Raw genomic sequence first — 21,462 nt, 5'->3', positions numbered from 1 at the left:
GCGCAGCAGATCGGCCAGCCTAAGTCGAATTTGTTCTCATTCAATCGTTTTCTGAACTAAGATTTCGTTGTGATGTCGCCAAGCAACAGTTTTGCACTGCGGGACGGAGTTCGGCCGTGAGCATGTCGGACCTCTTCCCGGCCGCGCCGGCCGACGATCTGCGCCATCTGCGCCTCGACACGCTGGTGCGGCTGCGCTGGCTCGCCATCGCCGGCCAGAGCCTGGCGGTGGCCGGCGTCCATTACGGGCTGGGCTTCCCGCTGCCCTTCGGCTGGTGCTTCCTGGCGATCGCGATCTCGGCCTGGCTGAACATCGCGCTGCGCATCCGCTTCCCTTTGAACCACCGCCTGCGCGAGGGGCCGGCGACGGCGCTGCTTTCCTTCGACATCCTGCAGCTGGCGGCGCTGCTCTATCTCACCGGCGGCCTGCAGAACCCGTTCGCCATCCTGTTCCTGGCGCCCGTGATGATTTCGGCCACGGCGCTACCGCCGCGCCACACCCTGGCGCTCGGCCTGCTGGCGGCGGCGATGGCCACCATGCTGGTCTTCCTGCACCGGCCGCTGCCCTGGGGCGGGGTGGAGCGGCCCTTCCTGCCGATCTCCTACCAGCTCGGCAACTGGGCGGCGCTGCTGCTCGGGCTCGGCTTCACCGGCATCTATGCCTGGCGCGTCGCCAAGGAGGCGCGCGATCTCTCCGACGCGCTGGCGGCGACGGAACTCGTGCTGGCACGCGAGCAGCATCTCTCGCAGCTCGACGGGCTGGCGGCGGCGGCCGCGCACGAGCTCGGCACGCCGCTGGCGACGATCGCGCTGGTGGCGCGCGAACTCTCCAAGCACGCCCCGCCCGAAGGCGAGATGGCCGAGGACATCATCCTGCTGCGCGAGCAGGTCGAGCGCTGCCGCGGCATTCTCGGCAAGCTCGCCTCGCTGCAGGACGACGATGCCGGCCCGCTCGACCGGCTGTCGCTGCGCCTGTTGATCGAGGAGGCGGCCGGGCCGCAGCGCCCGTTCGGCGTGCCCTTCGAGATCGCCATGGAGGGCGAGAAGCCCGAGCCGGTCTGCCGGCGCAATCCCGGCATGATCTACGGGCTCGGCAACATCGTCGACAACGCCGTCGACTTCGCCAGCACCCGGGTGGCGATCACGGCGCAATGGACCGACGCCACCGTGATCCTGACCATCGCCGATGACGGGCCGGGCTTCCCGCCCGAGGTGCTGATGCGCGCCGGCGATCCCTATCTCTCGGGCGCGCGGGACAAGGAGAGCCGGGCCGGCGGCGGGCTCGGCCTCGGCCTGTTCATCGCCAAGACCCTGCTGGAGCGCAGCGGCGCGACGCTGATGTTCTCCAATCTGCCGCAGCCGCAGACCGGCGCGAGCATCCGAATCCGCTGGCCGCGGGAGGTTTTCGAGCGCGACGATCGTGCCGACGCCACTTCAAAGCTGGAAAGCATGGACCTACATGCGTCAGAATGAGGCGTTGCGGTCGCGCCGCGCGTGCGCGATCCGCTGAATGAAGAACCGGGCGTGCCCGGAAGGAGAGTATGGCGATGGAACCGGCGCCCACTGCAGGACAGATGGCTGAGGCGGGCGGCAGGGACATGACGCTCCTGCTGGTCGACGACGACCGTCCGTTCCTGAACCGACTGGCGCGCGCCATGGAAGGCCGCGGCTATGCCGTCCGCGTCGCCGAATCCGTGCAGGCCGGCCTCGCCGCCGTCGAGGAGCTGGCGCCCGCCTTCGCCGTGATCGACCTGCGCCTGGGCGACGGCAACGGGCTCGACGTGATCGCGCGGCTCAAGGAGAAGCGCCCGGATGCGCGCGGCGTCGTGCTCACCGGCTACGGCAACATCGCCACCGCCGTCAGCGCCGTGAAGCTCGGCGCCTACGATTTCCTCGCCAAGCCGGCCGATGCCGACGAGATCCATGCGGCGCTGGCCGCCTCGCCGGATTCGCGCCCCGTGCCGCCGGAAAACCCGATGTCGGCCGACCGGGTGCGCTGGGAGCACATCCAGCGCGTCTACGAGCTGTGCAGCCGCAACGTCTCCGAGACCGCCCGCCGGCTCGGCATGCACCGGCGCACCCTGCAGCGCATCCTGGCCAAGCGCGCCCCGCGATGAGCCCGGCCGCCGCGCCGAGCGGGGCCGCCGCACTGCCGGACCGGATCTCCGAGGAGCTGATCGCGCGGCTGGTCGACCTGTTCTATGCGCGTGTCCGGCAGGATCCCGTGCTCGGCCCGATCTTCCTCGCCCGCCTCGGCGAGGACTGGGAGGCGCATCTGGCGACGCTGCGGGCCTTCTGGTCCTCGGTGACGCTGATGAGCGGGCGCTATCAGGGCAAGCCGCACGCCGCCCATGTCGGCCTGACGATCGACACCACCCATTTCGGCCGCTGGCTCGCCCTGTTCGAGCTGACGGTGGCCGAACTCTGTCGCGGCCCGGCCGCGGCGCTCTTCGTCGATCGCGCGCGGCGCATCTCCGACAGCCTGCAGATCGGGCTCGGCATCGGCCCCAAGGCGCTGAACCTGCCGCTGCGACAACCGGCCGCAAGCTGAGCGCAAGTGCCTGAAACCGCGTCCGCGAAAACCACGGACGAAATATGTTTAATTAGCGAATTCATATGCTTAGCCATGCCCTCCCTTGCGTGACGTGAGGGCATGCTCCATATTCCGTGCCCAAGGGGCCATGTCCGGCCCGGGGAGGAACCATGTCGCTGATTTCGCTTGCCCGCCGTGGCCGTGCCGTCGCCCTCGTGGCGGGTGCGCTGATGCTCGTGCCCGTGATCGCCGAAGCCCGCATGGGCGGGGGCAAGGGATTCGGGAGCCGCGGCTCGCGCACCATGCAGCAGACGGCTCCGACCCCGACGGCCCCGACCGGCGCCGCCCCGATGCAGCGGACCCAGCAGCCCGCGGCCGCCGGCCCGGCCAGCGCCGCGACCGGCGCCGCCGCGCAGGCCGCCCGCCCCTCCTTCGCCCGCACCATGATGATGGGCGCCGCCGCCGGCCTGCTCGGTGCCGGCCTGTTCGGCCTGCTCTCGGGCGCCGGCTTCGGCGGCCTCGCCGGCCTGCTCGGCCTGCTGTTCCAGGTGGCGCTGATCGGCGGCCTGATCTGGCTGGCGCTGCGCCTGTTCCGTCGCCGCAGCGAGCCGCAGCTCGCCAGCGCCGGCATGCCGCTCAACCGCGCCGCTCCGGCGCCGCAGCCGGCTCCGGTCCAGGCTGACGCCGCCCGCATGGGCTCCTTCGGCGCGGCCGGCGCCGCCACCGCCGCGCAGAAGCCGGTCGAGTTCGAGCTGGCCGGCAGCGACTACGAGGCGTTCGAGCGCCTGCTCTCCGAGGTCCAGGAGGCCTATTCGGAGGAGAATCTCGACCGTCTGCGCCGCGTGGTCACGCCCGAGATGGCCGGCTATTTCGCCGAGGACATCGCGGAGAACACCCGCAAGGGCCTGGTCGAGCGCATCGCCGAGGTCAAGCTGCTGCAGGGCGATCTCGCCGAGTCGTGGCGCGAGGATGCCTTCGAATACGCCACCGTCGCGATGCGCTTCTCGGCGCTGACCGGCATGGTCGAGCGCGCCAGCAACCGCGTCGTCGAGGGCCACGCCACCATCCCGACCGAGATCACCGAGCTCTGGACCTTCACGCGCAAGAGCGGCGGCCAGTGGCGCCTCTCGGCGATCCAGCCGGTGGAATGAGCCGGACGGCACCCGATATCAGGACGGCCGGGCATCGCCCGGCCGTTTTTCGTTTCGGGGGCCGGCGAAGCGCATTATAGCCTGCCGGCGAAGCCGCCTCGAGAACGGAGCCTTTCCCCATGGCCGATATGCGCATCGTCGTCGTCGGAGCCGCCGGCCGCATGGGCCGCACTTTGATCAAAGCGGTGTCGGAAGCCGAGGGCTGCGTGCTGAGCGCCGCGATCGAGCGGCCGGGCTCCCCGGCGCTCGGCCAGGATTCCGGCGTGCTCGCCGGGCTGCCGGCCAATGGCATCCCGGTCACCGACGACGCGCTCGCCGCCTTCGTCGAGGCCGAGGGCGTGCTCGACTTCACCGCGCCGGAGGCAACGGTCGCCTTCGCCGGCCTCGCCGCCCAGGCCCGCATCGTCCATGTCGTCGGCACCACCGGCATGGAGCCGGCGCATCTGGCCAAGCTGGAGGCGGCCGCCCATCACGCCACCATCGTGCGCTCGGGCAATATGAGCCTCGGCGTCAACCTGCTGGCGGCGCTGGTGCGCAAGGTCGCGGCGACGCTCGGCACCGACTGGGACATCGAGATCGCCGAGATGCACCATCGCATGAAGGTCGATGCGCCGTCCGGCACGGCGGTCCTGCTCGGCGAGGCGGCGGCGCAGGGGCGCGGCGTCGATCTGGCCGAGGCCCGCGTCGCGGTGCGCGACGGGCAGGTGGGCGCGCGCCCGGCCGGCGCGATCGGCTTCACCGCGCTGCGCGGCGGCACGGTCGTCGGCGACCACAAGGTGATCTTCGCCGGCGCGGGCGAGCGGCTCGAACTCGCGCATATCGCCGAGGATCGCAGCCTGTTCGCCCAGGGCGCCATCCGGGCGATGCTCTGGGGCCGCGGCCGCAAGCCCGGCCTCTATTCCATGGCCGACGTGCTCGGCCTCGACCAGATCTGAGCCGCGCCATGGCCGGGCTCGCCGTCGCACCAGGGGTGACGCACTGGCCGGGACGGCTCTCGCCCGAGGCGCAGGTCGCGCTGGTCAAGGCGCTGCGGGCTGTGGCGCGGGCCGCGCCCTTCTTCACGCCGCGCATGCCCGGCACGGCCAAGCCCTTCTCGGTGCGCATGACCAATTGCGGGCCGCTCGGCTGGGTCTCCGACCAGAGCGGCTATCGCTACCAGCCGCAGCACCCCGAGACCGGCGCACCCTGGCCGGCCATGCCGGCGGTGCTGGTCGCGCTCTGGGAGGAGCTCTCAGGCTATCCGCATCCGCCCGAGGCCTGCCTGGTCAATTTCTACGAAAGCGGCGCCCGCATGGGGCTGCACCAGGACCGCGACGAGGAGACCTTCGACGCGCCGGTGCTCTCGGTCTCGCTCGGCGACACCGCCGTCTTCCGCATCGGCGGCACGACGCGGCGCGGGCCGACCCGCTCGCTGCGCCTGTCCTCGGGCGATGTGCTCGCCTTCGGCGGCGAGGCGCGGCTGGCCTATCACGGCATCGACCGCATCCTGGCCGGCTCATCGGCCCTGCTGCCGCAGGGCGGCCGGCTCAACCTGACGCTCAGGCGGGTGACGAAGCCGCCGGCGTGAGCGTCTCGCCGGCGTCGAGGCGCCGCGCGATGCCCGCCGCCGCCGCGACGCCTGTGGCGAAGCAGCCCTGCAGCAGATAGCCGCCGGTCGGCGCCTCCCAGTCCAGCATCTCGCCGGCGACGAAGACGCCGGGCAACGCCTTCAGCATGAAGTCGGCGTCGACCGCCTCGGCCCGGACGCCGCCGGCGCTGGAGATCGCCCGCGCGATCGGGGCGATGCCCGTCAGGGTGAGGCGGGCCTGCTTCATCGCCGCCGCCAGTGCCTCTGGCTCCTGCGGCGGCGGGCCGTCGGCGCTCTCGCGCAGCAGGGCGATCGCCACCGGGGCGAGCCCTGCCGCCTTGCGCAGATGGTTCGACAGGCTCTCGCCCGGCCGGCGCTTCGCCAGCCGCTGCGCCAGCGCCTCGGCCGAGAGATCCGGCCGGAGATCGACCGCCAGCACGGCCGTGCCGTCACGGGCGATCGCCTCGCGCAGCGGCGCGGAGAGCGCATAGACGGCGCCGCCCTCGATCCCGCCGGCGTCGATCATCGCCTCGCCGCGCACGCTCTCGCCGGCGAAGGCCAGCGCGATGCGCTTCAGCGGCTGGCCGGCGAAGCGCGCGCGCATCAGCGGCGACCAGGCGACGGTGAAGCCGGCATTGGCCGGGCGCAGCGGCGCGATGGCGACGCCCTTGGCGGCGAGGAGCGCCTGCCAGGCGCCGTCGGAGCCGAGACGCGGCCAGCTCGCGCCGCCGAGCGCCAGCAGCACGGCGGCCGGCCGCAGCCGCGCCTCGCCCTCGGGCGTCGCGAAGCCGAGCGCGCCATCCGCCGTCCAGCCGGTCCAGCGCCACTGGGTGCGCATCCGCACGCCGAGCCCCGCGAGGCGCGCCAGCCAGGCCCGCAGCAGCGGCGAGGCCTTCATGGCGCGGGGGAAGACGCGCCCGCTCGAGCCGACGAAGCTCTCGGCGCCGAGCCCGTCGGCCCAGTCGCGCAGCGCCTGCGGCGGGAAGGCGTTCAGCGCCGGCTCCAGCCAGGGCCGCGCCGCGCCATAGCGGGCGAGCAGGCGCTCCAGCGGTTCCGAATGGGTCAGGTTGAGCCCGCCGCGCCCGGCGAGCAGGAACTTGCGGGCCGGCGAGGCCATGCGCTCGATCAGCACGACCGAGCGCCCGGCCTGCGCCAGCCGCTCGGCGGCGATCAGGGCCGCCGGGCCGGCGCCGACGATGACGATCTCGGCCGTGACGTCGGGCGCCGCAGCGGGCGCCGGAGCCTGCGGGCTCAATTGCCGAACACGGTGTTGAGCTGCGCGCCGACCATGATGAAGGTAGTACGCTTCGACATCTCCTTGAGCCGCACCGCGCCGATATAGGTCATGGCCGAGCGCACCCCGCCCATGATCTCCTGCATCGTGCCCTCGACCGGGCCGCGATAGGGCACCTCGACGGTCTTGCCCTCGGAGGCGCGGTATTTGGCGACGCCGCCGGAATACTTGTTCATCGCCGTGTCCGAGGACATGCCGTAGAACACCATCGCGACCGGCACGCGCTCGCCATCACGCTCCTCATAGCGGATCTCGCCCTCGCATTCGTCATGGCCGGCCAGCATGCCGCCCATCATCACGAAGTCGGCGCCACCGCCATAGGCCTTGGCGACGTCGCCCGGCACGGTGAGCCCGCCATCGCCGCAGACCAGCCCCTTGAGGCCGTGGGCGGCGTCCGAGCATTCGATGATCGCCGAAAGCTGCGGATAGCCGACGCCGGTCATCTTGCGGGTGGTGCAGACCGAGCCGGGGCCGATGCCGACCTTGACGATGTCGGCGCCCGCCAGGATCAGCGCCTCGGTCATGTCGCCGGTGACGACGTTGCCGGCCATGATCGCGGCGTTGGGGAAGGCGTCGCGCGTCGCCTTGACGGTATCGACGAACTTCTCGGTGTAGCCGTTGGCGACATCGAGGCAGATCTTGTCGATCGGCGACTGGGCGTTGACCGCCTTGAGCTTGTCGTGGTCGGCCTCGGTGGTGCCGAGCGAGTAGAAGGCGTTGGCCGAGCCGGGCTCGCGGAAGAAGGCGATCAGCTCCTCGGCGCTGTAATGCTTGTGCAGGGCGACCATGGCGCCGTGCTTCAGCAGGGCGCGCGCCATGCCCATGGTGCCGACCACGTCCATATTGGCGGCGATCAGCGGGAAGCCGGTCCATTCGCGCCCGGTATGGGCGAAGTGGAAGCTGCGCTGCACGTCGACCTCGGAGCGGCTGGCCAGCGTCGAGCGCTTCGGCCGGATCAGCACGTCGCGGAAGTCGAGCTTCGGGTCGTTCTCGATACGCATGAAAGGCTCCGGCGGCGGCTGGTGCGGACAAGGGGATCGACGCACGCGGCGGGAAGCGTGCCGGGATTGATAGCCTTCCCCCCGCCGGCAAGGCAATGGCGCGAGGAGACGCACGCCCGGTCGGCGCATGGCGCGCATACGCCACGGCGCCTGCGGCTTGTGGATCGCCGCGAAGACGCTATCTCTGGCGCGCGCCCTCCCGCGATCGGCGCCCAGCCCGGCCCGGGCCAGACCCGCGCCGATCCGACCCGCGCGATGAGAGCGTCCGCATGCCCTTCGGTCCCCACGAGCCCGGATCGCACCAGCGCCGCCGCAGCCGCTGGTGGTGGCTCGGCCCCCTCGCCAGCGTGGTCATCTTCGGCATTTCGCTGGTGGTGCTCTACCATATCGTGCGCGAGATCGAGCCCGGCGAGCTGACGCGGGCCTTCGCCAATGCCAGCCAGCGCCAGCTGCTGCTCGCGCTCGGCTTCACCGCGCTGAGCTATCTCCTGCTCACCGGCTACGACGCGCTGGCGCTGAAGCGGCTCGGCCTGTCGATCCCCTACCGCACCACGGCGCTCGCCTCCTTCACCAGCTATTCGGTGTCCTTCACGCTGGGCTTCCCGGTCGTGACCGGCGGCACGGTGCGCTACTGGGTCTATGCGCCGCGCGGGGTGCGGGCCTCGGAGGTCGCGAGCCTGACCGTGATCGCCGGGCTGACCTTCTGGCTCGGCCTCGGCATGGTGCTCTGCGCCAGCCTGTTCTACGCCACCGACCAGGTCGCGGCGCTGGCGCGGACCTCGCCGCTGGTGGTGCAGGCGGTCGGCGGGGCGGTCGCGGCCGGCACCGCCGCCTATCTGTTCTGGGTGGCGACCGGCGAGCGCACCCTTCGGGTCAAGGGCTGGAACCTGCCTCTGCCGGGGCTCGGCGTGACGCTGGCGCAGATGATGCTCGGCGCGGCCGAGGTCTGCGCCGCCGCCGCCGTGCTGTTCGTGCTGCTGCCGGGCGGCTACAACCTCGCCTTCGAGAGCTTCCTCGCCGCCTATATCGTCGCCTGCCTGATCGGCATCGCCTCCAACGCGCCGGGCGGGCTCGGCGTGTTCGAGGCGACGATGCTGGTGGCGCTGAGCCGCCTGCCCTTCGAGCAGGTGCTGGGCGCGCTCCTGCTCTTCCGGATCATCTACTACATCCTGCCCTTCATCCTGGCGCTGGTGCTGCTGGCGCTGAGCGAGATGATCAAGCGCATCCGCCGCCGCGAGGTCTGAGGCGGACGCCTCAGCTCTCGCCGCCCTCGCGCAGATACTCCTCGGCCCCGAGCACGATCTTGCGGTCGACCGCGCCGATCGCCTCCTCGTCGCGCCCGTCATAGGGCACGCTGGTCAGCACATGGCGGATGGCGTTGAGCCTGGCGCGGCGCTTGTCGTTGGCGCGCACCACGGTCCAGGGCGCCCATTCGCTCGAACTCGCCGCCAGCATGCGCTCGAAGGCCTGCGAATAGGCGTCGAAGCGCGGCAGGGCCTGGAAGTCGATCGGCGAGAGCTTCCAGCGCTTCAGCGGATCGTGCCAGCGCGCATGCAGCCGGCTCATCTGCATCTCGCGGCCGATGGTCAGGAACAGCTTGATCAGGCGGATGCCGTCGCGGGCCAGCATGCCCTCGAAGGCCGGCACCTCCTGCAGGAAGCGGCGCGTCTCCTCCGGCGTGCAGAAGCCCATGACCGGCTCGACGCCGGCGCGGTTGTACCAGGAGCGGTCGAAGAAGACGATCTCGCCCGCCGCCGGCAGCTCGGCGGCGTAGCGCTGGAAATACCATTGCCCGGCCTCGGCCTCGGTCGGCTTGCCGAGCGCGACGATCCGGGCCTGGCGCGGGTTGAGATGCTGGGTGAAGCGGTTGATCGTGCCGCCCTTGCCGGCGCCGTCGCGGCCCTCGAACAGCACGACGATGCGCTCGCCCCGCTTGCGGGCCCAGCTCAGCAGCTTCAGCAGTTCGATCTGCAGCGGCTCGAGCTCGCGCTCATAGGCCTTGCGCTTGTATTTCCGGCTGTAGGGGAAGCCGCCGCTGGCGAAGGCGGTCTCGTCGACGGCCTTGGGCAGTGCGGGCGCCTCGATATCGAAGCCGACATCGCCATGGTCGACCGGGCTGGCGCCCGGCTTCGCGCCGGCCTTGCTCTCCGCTTTGCCGTGGGGCTTGCCGTGGGATTTGCTGTCCCCCTTGCCATCCGCCTTGCCGGAGTGCTCCGCTTCCCTGGCCTTCTTCGTCATGAAACCGTGCTCCTGTTCGCGCAGGCAAAGCCTAGGACGCCGCCGCGCCGAAGGGAATTGCGCCCCGGGGCGGCGGCGGCCTATGACATCGCGCCAGCCTGACCATGGTTCCCCAGCACATGACCGAGACCGCAGACGCCCGGGCTGCCATCACCGCCACGCTGATCGAGGCGATCGGCGCGCCCGTCATCCTGATCGACGCGCAGGGCACCATCCGGGCGCTGAGCCCGGCGGCGCGCTCGCTGATCTCCGGCCTCGACACCGGCAAGCAGCTGGCGCTGGTCATGCGCGATCCCGACCTGATCGACGCGATCGACGACGTGGCGCAGCGCGGCGGGCGGCATGTCGTCGAGCTGGTCGAGCGCGTGCCGGTGGAGCGCACCTTCCGCATCCACATCGTGGCGCTGGAGGGCGATGGGCGCCGCCATGCCGCGATGCTGACCTTCGAAGACCTCAGCGAGCAGCGCATGACCGAGCGCATGCGCGTCGACTTCGTCGCCAATGCCAGCCACGAACTGCGCACGCCGCTCGCCTCGGTGCTCGGCTTCATCGAGACGCTGCAGGGCCCGGCCCGCAACGACGAGGCGGCGCGTGGGCGCTTCCTCGGCATCATGCGCGAGCAGGGGCTGCGCATGGCGCGGCTGGTCGACGACCTGCTCTCGCTGTCGCGGATCGAGCTGCGTGCCCATGTCACGCCGCAGACGCCGGTCGACCTCGCCGCCATCGCCCGCGAGATCGTCGACTCGCTGATGCTGCTGGCGCGCGGGCGCGAGGTCACCATCGCGCTCGACCTGCCGGCCCAGCCGCTGCGGGTGGCGGGCGATCGCGACGAGCTGCTGCGGCTGATGGAGAACCTGATCGAGAACGCGATCAAATACGGCCGGCGCGGCGGCCGGGTCGAGGTCACGCTCGCCAGCGCCGGCGGCGAGGCCAGCGTCGCGGTGCGCGACGACGGGCAGGGCATCGCGCCGGAGCACCTGCCGCGGCTGACCGAGCGCTTCTACCGCATCGACACCGCCCAGAGTCGCGAGACCGGCGGCACCGGGCTCGGCCTCGCCATCGTCAAGCACATCGTGCTGCGCCATCGCGGCCGGCTCACCATCGAGAGCGTGGTCGGGCAGGGCGCCACCTTCCGGGCCGTGCTGCCGGCCCTGCCGCAGACGCCGGGCTGAGCCGCGCCGCCGCTTCATGACGTGCTGTCATGCGGATGTCATACAGGCCGTGTTTGAGCAGGGCCGCCGCTCTCGCGTTCCGAAAGAGGACACCCCATGCGCAGACTTCTCATCGCCGCCGCCGCCGTGATCGGCCTGGCCGGTGCGTCCCAGGCCGCCGACATCACCGGCGCCGGCGCGACCTTCCCCTTCCCCATCTACGCCAAATGGGCCGAAGCCTATAAGAAGGAGACCAATATCGGTCTCAACTACCAGTCGATCGGCTCGGGCGGCGGCATCCGCCAGATCCGCGCCAAGACCGTCGCCTTCGGCGCCACCGACGCCCCGCTCAAGGGCGAGGACCTCGAGAAGGGCGGCTTCGTCCAGTTCCCGACCGTCATGGGCGGCGTCGTCCCGGCCGTGAACATCCCCGGCGTCGCGCCCGGCAAGCTGAAGCTCACCGGCCCGATCCTGGCCGAGATCTATCTCGGCACCATCAAGAAGTGGAACGACCCGAAGATCGCCAAGATCAACGAGGGTCTCGCCCTTCCCGACGCCAACATCTCGCCGGTCTACCGCTCGGACGGGTCGGGCACGACCTTCGTGTTCACCAACTACCTCTCGGCCGTCTCCGAGGAGTTCAAGGGCAAGCTCGGCAACAACACCTCGGTGCAGTGGCCGGTCGGCATCGGCGGCAAGGGCAATGAGGGCGTCGCCGCCTCGGTCAAGCAGGTCGCCAACTCGATCGGCTATGTCGAATACGCCTATGCCAAGCAGAACGGCCTGTCGCACGCCCTGATCCAGAACGCCGAGGGCAACTTCCCGCAGCCGGACGAGGCCTCGTTCCAGGCCGCCGCCGCCAATGCCGACTGGAAGGCCGCCCCGGGCTTCGGCATCTCGCTGACCAACCAGAAGGGTGCGCAGGCCTGGCCGATCACCGCCGCGACCTTCCTGCTGGTCTACGCCAAGCCGGACAAGCCGGAAGAGACCGCCGCCGCGCTGAAGTTCGTCGACTGGGCCTTCCAGAATGGCGACAAGATGGCCTCCGAGCTCGACTATGTCGCGCTGCCGGCCAATGTGAAGGCGCTGGTCCGCGACGCCTGGAAGGGCGTCACCGACAAGGACGGCAAGCCCGTCCTCTGAGATAATGACGCTGCGCGGGGCGGGCCGGACGGCCTGCCCCGCCGCACAACAGGACGGCCGCCCCCATTCCCGAGCAGCCTGTCGCGCACGGCGCGGGCGGGCTGCTCCGGAATGCGGGCCACGGGAACGCCCCGGCGGCCCCGCACCGACGACAACCGGAGCCCACGCGGATGACCGCAGCAACCGACCTGGCGAGCGTGCCCCCGGCGCGCCGCATCAGGAAGACCCCCAAGGCGACCTTCGACGTCGTCTTCCGCAACGCCAGCCTGGTCTCGGCGCTGCTGGTGCTGGCGCTGCTCGCCGGCATCATGGCCTCGATGGTGATCGGCGGCTGGCCGGCCTTCCGCGAATTCGGCCCGGGCTTCCTGACCTCCTCGTCCTGGGACACGATGAACGACCAGTACGGCGCCTGGCCGGCGATCGCGGGCACGTTGGTCACCGCGCTCATCGCTCTGGTCGTCGGCGTGCCGCTCTCGCTCGGCATCGCGGTGTTCCTGACCCAGCTCGCCCCGGCCTGGTTCAAGCGCCCGGTCTCGACCGCCGTCGAGCTGCTCGCCGCCGTGCCCTCGATCATCTACGGCATGTGGGGCCTGTTCGTCTTCGTGCCGCTCTTCGCCGCCTATGTGCAGGTGCCGCTCTCCAACATCGTCGAGGGCATGCCGATCGTCGGCACCATCCTGTATTCGCGCTCGCCCTCCGGGCTGGGCATCCTGACCGCCGGGCTGATCCTGGCGTTCATGATCATCCCCTTCATCGCCTCGATCACCCGCGACATGCTCGACCAGATCCCCTCGGTGCTGCGCGAGAGCGCCTATGGCATCGGGGCGACGACCTGGGAGGTGGTGCGCCATGTGCTGCTGCCGCAGGCCGGCGTCTCGATCATCGGCGCGGTGATGCTCGGCCTCGGCCGCGCGCTCGGCGAGACCATGGCGGTGACCTTCGTGGTCGGCAACGCCAACCGGCTCTCGGCCTCGATCATGGATCCGGGCTCGACCATCGCCTCGCGCATCGCCAACGAGTTCAACGAGGCGCTTGGCCTGCAGCTCAATGCGCTGATCGCGCTCGGCTGCATCCTGTTCTTCGTGACCTTCCTCGTCCTCGTCGCCGCGCGCATCCTCGTCTCGCGCGTCAAGAGCTACTGAGCCGGAGCGCCGTCCGATGTCGCAAGCCACTCCCGCCCCGCAGAGCCAGGCGCTGGCGCCCTGGGGCCGCGTGCGCCCGGCGCGCCGCCGCGCCGACCGCCTGATGAAGCTCGTCGCCACCGGCTTCACCCTGATGGCGATCTCGGTGCTGTTCTGGATCCTCGGCATGCTGATCGTGAAGGGCGTCGCCGGGCTCTCGCTCGACACCTTCACCAAGGTCACGCCCGGCCCCGGCACGGCAGGCGGCGGCCTCGCCAACGCGATCGTCGGCTCGCTGGTGCTGACGCTGATCGGCATCGCCATCGCTACCCCGATCGGCGTGCTCGCCGGCACCTATCTCGCCGAATACGGCAAGGGCTCGAAGCTCGCCGAGCTGATCCGCTTCATCAACGACATCCTGCTCTCGGCGCCGTCGATCCTGATCGGCCTGTTCGTCTATGTCGTGATGGTCGAGCCGATGGGCAGCTATTCCGGCTGGGCCGGCGGCATCGCGCTCGGCATCATCGCGATCCCGGTGATCGTGCGCACCACCGAGGACATGCTGCGGCTGGTGCCGGGCGGCCTGCGCGAGGCCGGCGCGGCGCTCGGCGCCCCGCCTTCGGTGGTGATCACCGCGATCACCTGGCAGGCGGCCAAGGCCGGCATGGTCACCGGCATCCTGCTGGCGCTCGCCCGCGTCGCCGGCGAGACCGCGCCGCTGATCTTCACCGCGCTCAACAACAATTTCTGGTTCTCGCCGAGCCTGATCGGCGGCGTCTCCAACCTGCCGGTGACGATCTATCAGTTCGCCTCGGCGCCTTACGAGAACTGGCAGCAGCTCGCCTGGGCCGGCTCGCTGATCATCACCTTCTCCATCCTGTTCCTGTCGCTCGCCGCCCGCCGTCTCGTGCGAGGCGCGAAATGACGCTCGCCACGCCCGTCCGAAAGGATAAGTCGATGCTCTCGACCATTGAAACCAGCCCGCAGGTCCTGGACGCCGCCGCGCCCGTGCGCATCGCGGTCCGCAACCTCGATTTCTACTACGGCGAGCACAAGGCGCTGAAGAACATCAACCTGGACTTCCGCGACCGCCACGTCACGGCGCTGATCGGCCCGTCGGGCTGCGGCAAGTCCACGCTGCTGCGCATCTTCAACCGCATCTACTCGCTCTATCCCGAGCAGCGCGCCACCGGCGAGATCATGCTCGACGGCCGCAACGTCATCAGCGGCGATGTCGACGTGAACGAACTGCGCTCGCGCGTCGGCATGGTCTTCCAGAAGCCGACGCCCTTCCCGATGTCGATCTACGACAACGTCGCCTTCGGCATCCGCCTCTACGAGAAGCCGCCGAAATCGGAGCTGGACGACCGCGTCGAGGGCGCGCTGCGCCGGGCCGCGCTGTGGGACGAGGTCAAGGACAAGCTCAAGGCCTCCGGCATGGGCCTCTCCGGCGGCCAGCAGCAGCGCCTGTGCATCGCCCGCACCATCGCCCAGAGGCCCGAGGTCATCCTGTTCGACGAGCCGACCTCGGCGCTCGACCCGATCTCGACCGGCAAGATCGAGGACCTGCTCGAGCAGCTGAAGAGCGATTTCACCATCGTGATCGTCACCCACAACATGCAGCAGGCGGCGCGCATCTCGCAGTACACCGCCTTCATGTATCTCGGCGAGGTGATCGAGTTCGACGCGACCAACACCATCTTCATGAACCCGAGCAAGAAGCAGACGCAGGACTACGTCACCGGCCGCTTCGGCTGAGATCGACACCGCCTTCGACGCTCGCGCCGCCACGACAGGATACGCGCCCCATGTCCGAACACATCGTCCGCTCCTACGACGCCGATCTCGAGGCGCTGCGTCGCAGCCTCGCCGAGATGGGCGGCATGTCCGAGCGCATGCTCGGCGACTCCACCGTCGCTCTGGTGCGCCGCGACACCGCGCTCGCCCAGAAGATCATCAGCGCGGACCAGCGCCTGGACAATCTCCAGCGCGACGTCGAGGAGAAGGCGGTGCTGACCATCGCCCGGCGCCAGCCCCTCGCCAACGACCTGCGCGAGCTGATCTCGGCGATCCGCATCGCCGCCGATATCGAGCGCGTCGGCGATCTCGCCAAGAACATCGCCAAGCGCGCCGTCGCGATCTCCGGCCAGTTCTCGCCGCCGACGCGGGCCGTGGTCGGGCTGGAGCATATGAGCCGCCTGGTCCAGGCCCAGCTCAAGGACGTGCTCGACGCCTATGCCGCCGGCAACGACCGCAAGGCGATGGAGGTCTGGCGCCGCGACGACGAGATCGACGCGCTCTACACCTCGCTGTTCCGCGAGCTCCTGACCTATATGATGGAGGATCCGCGCAACATCACCTTCTGCACGCATCTGCTGTTCTGCGCCAAGAACGTCGAGCGCATCGGCGACCACACCACCAACATCGCCGAGACCATCCACTACCTCGTCACCGGCCAGTCGATCGACGAGACCCGGCCGAAGCTCGACACCACCGACATCCCCGTCGAGCTGCCGGCTTCCGCCGCTTCCGGCGACGCCTGAAAGGGCCCGACATGGCCGCGCGCATCCTGATCGTCGAGGACGAGGAGCCGCTGACCCTGCTCCTGCGCTACAATCTCGAGGCCGAGGGCTTCGAGGTCGACAGCGTGGCGCGCGGCGACGACGCCGAGCTGCATCTGCGCGACAGCACGCCCGATCTCGTGCTGCTCGACTGGATGCTGCCCGGCCTCTCCGGCATCGAGCTCTGCCGGCGTCTCAGGGCCCGGCGCGACACCGAGCGCGTGCCGATCATCATGCTGACCGCCCGCGGCGAGGAGACCGAGCGCGTGCGCGGCCTCGCCACCGGCGCCGACGACTATGTGGTCAAGCCGTTCTCGCTGCCGGAGCTGATCGCGCGGGTGCAGGCGCTGCTGCGCCGGGCCAAGCCCGGCCATGTCGCCGGGCTGCTCACCGCCGGCGACCTCGAGCTCGACCGCACCACGCGGCGTGTGCGCCGGGCCGGCACCGAGCTGCATCTCGGCCCGACCGAGTTCCGTCTGCTCGAATTCCTGATGCAGGCGCCGGGCCGGGTCTATTCCCGGGCGCAGCTGCTCGACGCCGTCTGGGGCCGCGACGTCTATATCGACGAGCGCACCGTCGACGTGCATGTCGGGCGCCTGCGCAAGGCGATCACGCCCGGCAACGCCAAGGACCCGCTGCGCACGGTGCGCGGCGCCGGCTACGCCTTCGACGAGACCTTCGCCCGCGGAGGCTGAAGCGGGCAGGGCGTGACGCGGGCGATCCACCGTCGCTCCGGGGCCCCATGGCCAGTGTCGGTGGAAGATGCAGCGCGACCGCTGCCGCCCGAGCCGGTAGCCGCGCGGTCATGGGTTCCGGGCTCTTCGCTGCGCGAAGCCCCGGAATGACGGCGTGGAGCCGGAGCGCACCCAGCCCGTGCCGGGTTCGGCTTTTGGTCTGCACCAGACGCCGCAATGACGGCGTCGGTTATGCCGAAAGCGGGTCAGCGCGGGGCGGCGACGATTACGCTGGCGCCCGCCAGACACAGCGCCGCGCCGATCAGGTCGAAGCGGTCGGGCGCCACCTTCTCGACCAGCGCCATCCAGCCGAGCGAGGCGAGGATATAGACCCCGCCATAGGCGGCGAAGGTTCGCCCCGCCGCGGGGCTGTCGACCAGCGCCAGCAGCCAGGCGAAGCCGGCCAGCGCCAGCAGCCCCGGCACGAGCCACCAGACCGAGCGGTCGAGCTTCAGCCAGGCCCAGAAGGCGAAGCAGCCGGCGATCTCCGCCAGCGCCGCGCCCGCATAGATCGCGATGGTCGCCATCCTGCCCCTTCCCGCCCGGGATCGTGTTGGTCCGAGGCACTGCTACTCGAAGACCTGTCGTTCCAAGGCTTGCGGCCGGAAACCTGGCTCCCGGCACGATGGCGGGCATGAAAAAGCCGGCCACGGGGCCGGCTTCCTCGGATCGTTTCGCGGTCGCCTTGTCGCCCTCAGGCGCGGACGGCCTTGCGGTCGCGGCGGCGGTCGGCCGCCGGCTGGTAGGCGATGCGGGCATGGTAGCTGCAATAGGGCAGGCCGGTCGACGAGCGGGCGCCGCAGAAGCGGAACTCCGGCGTCGTCGGATCGCCCATCGGCCAGCGGCACATGTATTCGCGCAGATCCATGATGCTGACGCGCTCGGAGAACGGCACCACCACCTCCTCGGCCGGGGCCGGGGTGGCCGCCACCTGCGGCTCGGCCTCGGGTTCGGCCTCGAACTGTGGGGCGAGCGCGGTGTTGCCGCGGGTCAGGCCGGGGCCCGGCGCCGGCGGCGTCATCGGATGCGAGGGGGCGCGCGTCGCGGTCTTGCGCGGACGCGGCGTCGCCGAGCCCGGGGACTTGGCGCGTCCCGACAGGCCGAGGCGATGCACCTTGCCGATGACGGCGTTGCGGGTGACGCTGCCGAGCTCGCCGGCGATCTGGCTGGCGCTCAGCCCGTCGTTCCAGAGCTTCTTGAGCAGCTCGACGCGCTCTTCGGTCCAGGCTCCGGCTTCTGACATCGTTTTCACCTGTCTTCGTCATGCCGCGCCAAAGTCCGCGCGACATCGGGAAAGATCTTGGCGGAATCCGATACCGGCAGCGTCCGCTGTGTAAGCGGAAACCGTGACGCCCGGACCTGACGATACTGGAGACGCCGCACGAGATGTCGTATCCGACGAGACGGACCATACAAGATGCCCTGACTCGGCGACAAGAGTCGGCGAATCGCAAATCGTCTTTTCCCCAGCGAAAGCCTCCCGATTGCGCCGCGGTGAGTCCGATCGGCAACGCTGCCGCTACGGCGGCCGATTGACAGCGCGGAGGCGCTTTTGCATAGTCCGGGCAGAGAGCGGCCGCCCCATCGGGCGGCGCTTATGTTTTTGAGCGATCCGGACTTTTCATCGATGCGGTTCACGGCGCGACGAGACAGCGGGAACGGCCGGCGACGCTAGGCGTCGTCAGCGGGTCGCATGATGCCGGTGCACTGCCGCCGCTCGCCCGCACCGCCGTTCCCGGCCCAGCGTTCCGCACCCCCAGTCTCGTTCCGCCGCAAGGACTTCGCTCCATGAGCACCGCTTCCGACACCGCTTCCGTGCTGTTGCCGACCTATGCCCGCGCGCCGATCGCCTTCGAGCGCGGCGAGGGCGCCTGGGCGATCACGCCCGACGGCCGGCGCTTTCTCGATTTTGGCGCCGGCATCGCCGTCAACGCGCTCGGCCATGCCCATCCGCATCTGGTCGCGGCGCTGACCGAGCAGGCCCAGCGCATCTGGCACACCTCCAACCTCTACACGATGCCCGACGGCGAGAAGCTGGCGCGGCGGCTGTGCGAGGCGACCTTCGCCGATCGCGTCTTCTTCACCAATTCGGGCGCCGAGGCGAACGAGTGCGCCATCAAGATGGCGCGCAAGTACCACGCCGCGAAGGGCCATCCCGAGCGCTACCGCATCATCACCTTCGAGGGCGCCTTCCATGGGCGCACGCTGGCGACCATCGCCGCCGGCGGCCAGCAGAAATACATCGACGGCTTCGGCCCGAAGGTCGACGGCTTCGACCAGGTGCCCTTCGACGACGAGGCGGCGCTCGCCGCCGCGATCGGCCCGGAGACCGCCGCGCTGATGATCGAGCCGATCCAGGGCGAGGGCGGGCTGCGCTCGGTGCCGGCCCGCTTCCTCAAGCATCTGCGCGCGCTCTGCGACGAGCATGGCCTGATGCTGATCTTCGACGAGATCCAGACCGGCGTCGGCCGCACCGGCAAGTTCTTCGCCCATGAGATCGCCGGCGTGACGCCCGACATCATGGCGATCGCCAAGGGCATCGGCGGCGGCTTCCCGATGGGCGCCTGCCTCGCCACCGCCGAGGCGGCCGCCGGCATGACGCTCGGCACCCACGGCACCACCTTCGGCGGCAACCCGCTCGCCATGGCGGTCGGCAACGCCGTGCTCGACGTCATCCTGGCGCCGGGCTTCCTCGACGGCGTGGCGCAGACGGCGCTGCGGCTGCGGCAGTCGCTCGCCCGGCTCAAGGACGAGCACCCGCAGGTGATCGAGGAGATCCGCGGCGAGGGGCTGATGCTCGGCCTCAAGCTCAAGACGCCCAACACCGAATTCGTCGCCCAGGCCCGCGAGGCGGGGCTGCTGGTGGTCGGCGCCGGCGACAATGTCGTGCGCCTGCTGCCGCCGCTGGTAATCGGCGAGGCGGAGGTGGCCGAGGCCGTCTCCCGGCTCGACGCCGCCGCCAAGGCCGTGGAGGCCGGCCTCGCCCGGTCGGCGGCGGAATGAAGATGGAACCCCGGATGCGCCATTTCCTCGACCTGTCCGACTTCTCGGGCGACCAGCTGCGCGCCATCCTGCGCGCCGGCGGCGAGATCAAGTCCCGCCGCCGCACCGAGGCGGCCGCGAGCGACCGCGTGCTGGCCGGCAAGGTCGTCGCCATGATCTTCGAGCAGCCCTCGCTGCGGACCCGCGTCTCCTTCGACGTCGGCATCCGCGAGCTCGGCGGCTCGCCGATGATGGTGACCGGCCGCGAGATCGAGCTGGGCGAGCGCGAGACCATCGCCGACACCGCCAAGGTGCTGTCGCGCTATGTCGACGCCATCATGATCCGCATGCTCGACCACGACGCCGTGGTCGAGATGGCCCGCCACGCCACCGTGCCGGTGATCAACGGGCTGACCAAGCGCCAGCATCCCTGCCAGGTCATGGCCGACGTGATGACGCTCGAGGAGCGCGTCGGCCCGATCGCCGGCAAGCGCGTCGCCTGGACCGGCGACAGCAACAATGTGCTGACCTCCTGGATCCACGCCGCCGGCCGGCTCGACTTCGACCTGGCGGTGGCGACCCCGAAGGAGCTCGCCCCGCCGGACGCGCTGGTCGCCTGGGCCCGCGCGCAGGGCGCGCGCGTGCAGCTGACCGAGCGGGCCGAGGAAGCGGTCGAGGGCGCCGATTGCGTCATCACCGATTGCTGGGTCTCGATGGGCGACGAGGAAGGGGCGCGCCACAACCTGCTGCGGCCCTACCAGGTCGACGAGCGCCTGATGGCCCGCGCCGGCCGCGACGCGATCTTCATGCACTGCCTGCCGGCGACGCGCGGCGAGGAGGTCACCGACGCCGTGATGGACGGGCCGCAATCGGCGGTGTTCGACGAGGCCGAGAACCGGCTGCATGCCCAGAAGGGCATCCTGGCCTGGTGCTTCGGCGCGGTGCCGGCCTAATGGACGACATCTCGGCCGCGACCACGCGGGCACCCGACGACAGGGTCCTGCCCTATACGGTGCCGGCGCTCGACATCCGCGGGCGGGTGGTGCGCCTCGGCGCCTCGCTCGACGACATCCTCGGCCGGCATCACTACCCGGAGCCGGTGGCGCGCGTGCTCGCCGAGGCGGCGGCGCTGACCGTGATGCTCGGCTCGACGCTGAAGGGCGAGGGCCGCTTCCAGCTCCAGACCAAGAGCGACGGCGCCATCCCGATGCTGGTCGTCGACTTCAACGCGCCCGACAGCTACCGCGCCATGGCGCGCTACGACGCCGAGCGCCTGGCGCAGGCGATGGAGGCCGGCACGCTCTCGACCGGCGAGCTGCTCGGCAGCGGCCATCTGGCGATGACGGTCGACCAGGGCTCCGAGACGACGCGCTATCAGGGCATCGTCGCGCTGGAGGGCCAGAGCCTGGAGGAGGCCGGGCACCAGTATTTCCGCCAGTCGGAGCAGATCCCGACGCGCATCCGCCTCGGCGTCGGCAGCGTGCTGTCCGGCGGCGGGCTGGCCTGGCGCGCCGGCGGGCTGATCGCGCAGTTCATGCCGACCTCGCCGGACCGGCTGCGTGCCGCCGACCTCTCCCCCGGCGATGCGCCCGAAGGACACGCCATCCTTGCCGCCGCCGCCGACGACAATGACGGCATCAGCGACGACGCCTGGGCCGAGACGCGCTCGCTGCTCGGCACGATCGAGCATCACGAGCTGCTCGACCCGACCCTCGACAGCGAACGCCTGCTCTACCGGCTCTTCCACGAGCGCGGCGCCCATGTCTTCGAGCCGCTGGCGGTGCGCGACGCCTGCCGCTGCTCGCGCGAGCGGGTGATGGGCATGCTCAAGGGCTTCTCGCAGGACGACCGGCAGGCCATGGTCGCCGATGACGGCACGCTCGGCGTCACCTGCGAGTTCTGCTCGCGGCGCTATGATTTCAGCGCCGCCGAGGTCGAGGCCGAGCTCTCGGCACAGGATTGAGGCGGCGCGGCCGCCGCCCCGGCC

General features: G+C 70.7%; 22 protein-coding genes. 17 read left to right on the top strand and 5 right to left on the bottom strand.

Annotated elements, in window-relative coordinates; genetic code table 11:
- Positions 1-122 precede the first annotated feature (122 nt).
- The 6 genes from ABE438_RS17155 (at position 123) to ABE438_RS17130 (ending at position 5,250) form a co-directional block, all read left to right on the top strand.
- Entirely contained in the window at positions 123-1,472 is a 1,350-nt protein-coding gene (locus tag ABE438_RS17155) for an ActS/PrrB/RegB family redox-sensitive histidine kinase (protein ID WP_346503892.1), read from the top strand.
- Between the two features lie 101 nt (positions 1,473-1,573).
- Positions 1,574-2,116 (top strand): ActR/PrrA/RegA family redox response regulator transcription factor, encoded by a 543-nt coding sequence (locus ABE438_RS17150; RefSeq protein WP_346503891.1) that lies wholly within the window; start codon positions 1,574-1,576, stop codon positions 2,114-2,116.
- Complete coding sequence (locus tag ABE438_RS17145; RefSeq protein WP_346503876.1) at positions 2,113-2,550, top strand: group III truncated hemoglobin; 438 nt, start codon at positions 2,113-2,115, stop codon at positions 2,548-2,550. Before ABE438_RS17150 ends, ABE438_RS17145 begins: the two co-directional genes overlap by 4 nt.
- A 152-nt stretch (positions 2,551-2,702) precedes the next feature.
- Positions 2,703-3,683, top strand: coding sequence for a Tim44 domain-containing protein (locus tag ABE438_RS17140; RefSeq protein WP_346503875.1), 981 nt, complete (start codon positions 2,703-2,705; stop codon positions 3,681-3,683).
- A 128-nt stretch (positions 3,684-3,811) separates the two neighbouring features.
- Positions 3,812-4,618, top strand: a complete 807-nt coding sequence (gene dapB, locus ABE438_RS17135) for a 4-hydroxy-tetrahydrodipicolinate reductase (protein WP_346503890.1) — start codon at positions 3,812-3,814, stop codon at positions 4,616-4,618.
- A gap of 8 nt (positions 4,619-4,626) precedes the next feature.
- Positions 4,627-5,250 carry an alpha-ketoglutarate-dependent dioxygenase AlkB family protein gene (locus ABE438_RS17130; RefSeq protein WP_346503874.1) on the top strand — a complete coding sequence of 208 codons (624 nt, stop codon included), beginning with the start codon at positions 4,627-4,629 and terminating at the stop codon, positions 5,248-5,250.
- Here the strand turns inward: ABE438_RS17130 and ABE438_RS17125 are convergent.
- Together ABE438_RS17125 and ABE438_RS17120 are read right to left on the bottom strand one after the other, a co-directional pair.
- Positions 5,222-6,505 (bottom strand): BaiN/RdsA family NAD(P)/FAD-dependent oxidoreductase, encoded by a 1,284-nt coding sequence (locus tag ABE438_RS17125; RefSeq protein ID WP_346503873.1) that lies wholly within the window; start codon positions 6,503-6,505, stop codon positions 5,222-5,224. The genes ABE438_RS17130 and ABE438_RS17125 overlap by 29 nt on opposite strands.
- On the bottom strand, positions 6,502-7,545 hold the full coding sequence (locus ABE438_RS17120; protein WP_346503872.1) for a GMP reductase: 1,044 nt from the start codon (positions 7,543-7,545) through the stop codon (positions 6,502-6,504). The genes ABE438_RS17125 and ABE438_RS17120 overlap by 4 nt, the downstream gene beginning before the upstream one ends.
- Before the next feature lie 269 nt (positions 7,546-7,814).
- On the opposite strand from ABE438_RS17120, the gene ABE438_RS17115 reads away from it, so the two are divergent.
- Positions 7,815-8,789: a lysylphosphatidylglycerol synthase domain-containing protein gene (locus ABE438_RS17115; protein ID WP_346503871.1), complete on the top strand. Its 975-nt coding sequence runs from the start codon at positions 7,815-7,817 to the stop codon at positions 8,787-8,789.
- Between the two features lie 10 nt (positions 8,790-8,799).
- Here the strand turns inward: ABE438_RS17115 and ppk2 are convergent, their stop codons facing one another.
- On the bottom strand, positions 8,800-9,783 hold the full coding sequence (ppk2, locus tag ABE438_RS17110) for a polyphosphate kinase 2 (RefSeq protein WP_346503870.1): 984 nt from the start codon (positions 9,781-9,783) through the stop codon (positions 8,800-8,802).
- A gap of 119 nt (positions 9,784-9,902) precedes the next feature.
- On the opposite strand from ppk2, the gene ABE438_RS17105 reads away from it, so the two are divergent.
- From ABE438_RS17105 to phoB, 7 genes are all read left to right on the top strand, one after another.
- Positions 9,903-10,955 (top strand): ATP-binding protein, encoded by a 1,053-nt coding sequence (locus ABE438_RS17105; RefSeq protein WP_346503869.1) that lies wholly within the window; start codon positions 9,903-9,905, stop codon positions 10,953-10,955.
- Between the two features lie 96 nt (positions 10,956-11,051).
- A complete protein-coding gene (gene pstS, locus ABE438_RS17100; RefSeq protein WP_346503868.1) occupies positions 11,052-12,077 on the top strand; it encodes a phosphate ABC transporter substrate-binding protein PstS in 1,026 nt (341 codons plus the stop codon).
- 170 nt (positions 12,078-12,247) lie between these two features.
- Positions 12,248-13,219 (top strand): phosphate ABC transporter permease subunit PstC, encoded by a 972-nt coding sequence (gene pstC, locus ABE438_RS17095; protein WP_346503867.1) that lies wholly within the window; start codon positions 12,248-12,250, stop codon positions 13,217-13,219.
- A 16-nt stretch (positions 13,220-13,235) separates the two neighbouring features.
- Positions 13,236-14,123: a phosphate ABC transporter permease PstA gene (pstA, locus tag ABE438_RS17090; RefSeq protein ID WP_346503866.1), complete on the top strand. Its 888-nt coding sequence runs from the start codon at positions 13,236-13,238 to the stop codon at positions 14,121-14,123.
- A 32-nt stretch (positions 14,124-14,155) separates the two neighbouring features.
- Positions 14,156-14,956, top strand: coding sequence for a phosphate ABC transporter ATP-binding protein PstB (gene pstB / locus ABE438_RS17085; RefSeq protein WP_346503865.1), 801 nt, complete (start codon positions 14,156-14,158; stop codon positions 14,954-14,956).
- A gap of 50 nt (positions 14,957-15,006) precedes the next feature.
- A complete protein-coding gene (gene phoU / locus ABE438_RS17080) occupies positions 15,007-15,741 on the top strand; it encodes a phosphate signaling complex protein PhoU (RefSeq protein WP_346503864.1) in 735 nt (244 codons plus the stop codon).
- A gap of 11 nt (positions 15,742-15,752) precedes the next feature.
- Positions 15,753-16,454 (top strand): phosphate regulon transcriptional regulator PhoB, encoded by a 702-nt coding sequence (gene phoB, locus ABE438_RS17075; RefSeq protein WP_346503863.1) that lies wholly within the window; start codon positions 15,753-15,755, stop codon positions 16,452-16,454.
- A 245-nt stretch (positions 16,455-16,699) separates the two neighbouring features.
- Here phoB and ABE438_RS17070 read toward each other — a convergent pair whose 3' ends face one another.
- Complete coding sequence (locus ABE438_RS17070; protein WP_346503862.1) at positions 16,700-17,020, bottom strand: YnfA family protein; 321 nt, start codon at positions 17,018-17,020, stop codon at positions 16,700-16,702.
- A 167-nt stretch (positions 17,021-17,187) separates the two neighbouring features.
- Complete coding sequence (locus ABE438_RS17065) at positions 17,188-17,736, bottom strand: GcrA family cell cycle regulator (RefSeq protein ID WP_346503861.1); 549 nt, start codon at positions 17,734-17,736, stop codon at positions 17,188-17,190.
- 545 nt (positions 17,737-18,281) lie between these two features.
- On the opposite strand from ABE438_RS17065, the gene ABE438_RS17060 reads away from it, so the two are divergent.
- The 3 genes from ABE438_RS17060 to ABE438_RS17050 are packed head-to-tail and all read left to right on the top strand — an operon-like array spanning position 18,282 to position 21,438.
- Entirely contained in the window at positions 18,282-19,496 is a 1,215-nt protein-coding gene (locus ABE438_RS17060) for an aspartate aminotransferase family protein (RefSeq protein WP_346503860.1), read from the top strand.
- Positions 19,497-19,498: 2 nt separating this feature from the next.
- Complete coding sequence (argF, locus tag ABE438_RS17055; protein ID WP_346503859.1) at positions 19,499-20,428, top strand: ornithine carbamoyltransferase; 930 nt, start codon at positions 19,499-19,501, stop codon at positions 20,426-20,428.
- Entirely contained in the window at positions 20,428-21,438 is a 1,011-nt protein-coding gene (locus ABE438_RS17050; RefSeq protein ID WP_346503858.1) for an Hsp33 family molecular chaperone, read from the top strand. The genes argF and ABE438_RS17050 overlap by 1 nt, the downstream gene beginning before the upstream one ends.
- Positions 21,439-21,462 lie beyond the last annotated feature (24 nt).

It is taken from the genome of Allobosea sp. TWI1241, assembly GCF_039673065.1.
Classification (GTDB): domain Bacteria; phylum Pseudomonadota; class Alphaproteobacteria; order Rhizobiales; family Beijerinckiaceae; genus Allobosea.
This window is presented reverse-complemented; position numbering and strand designations above follow the sequence as displayed.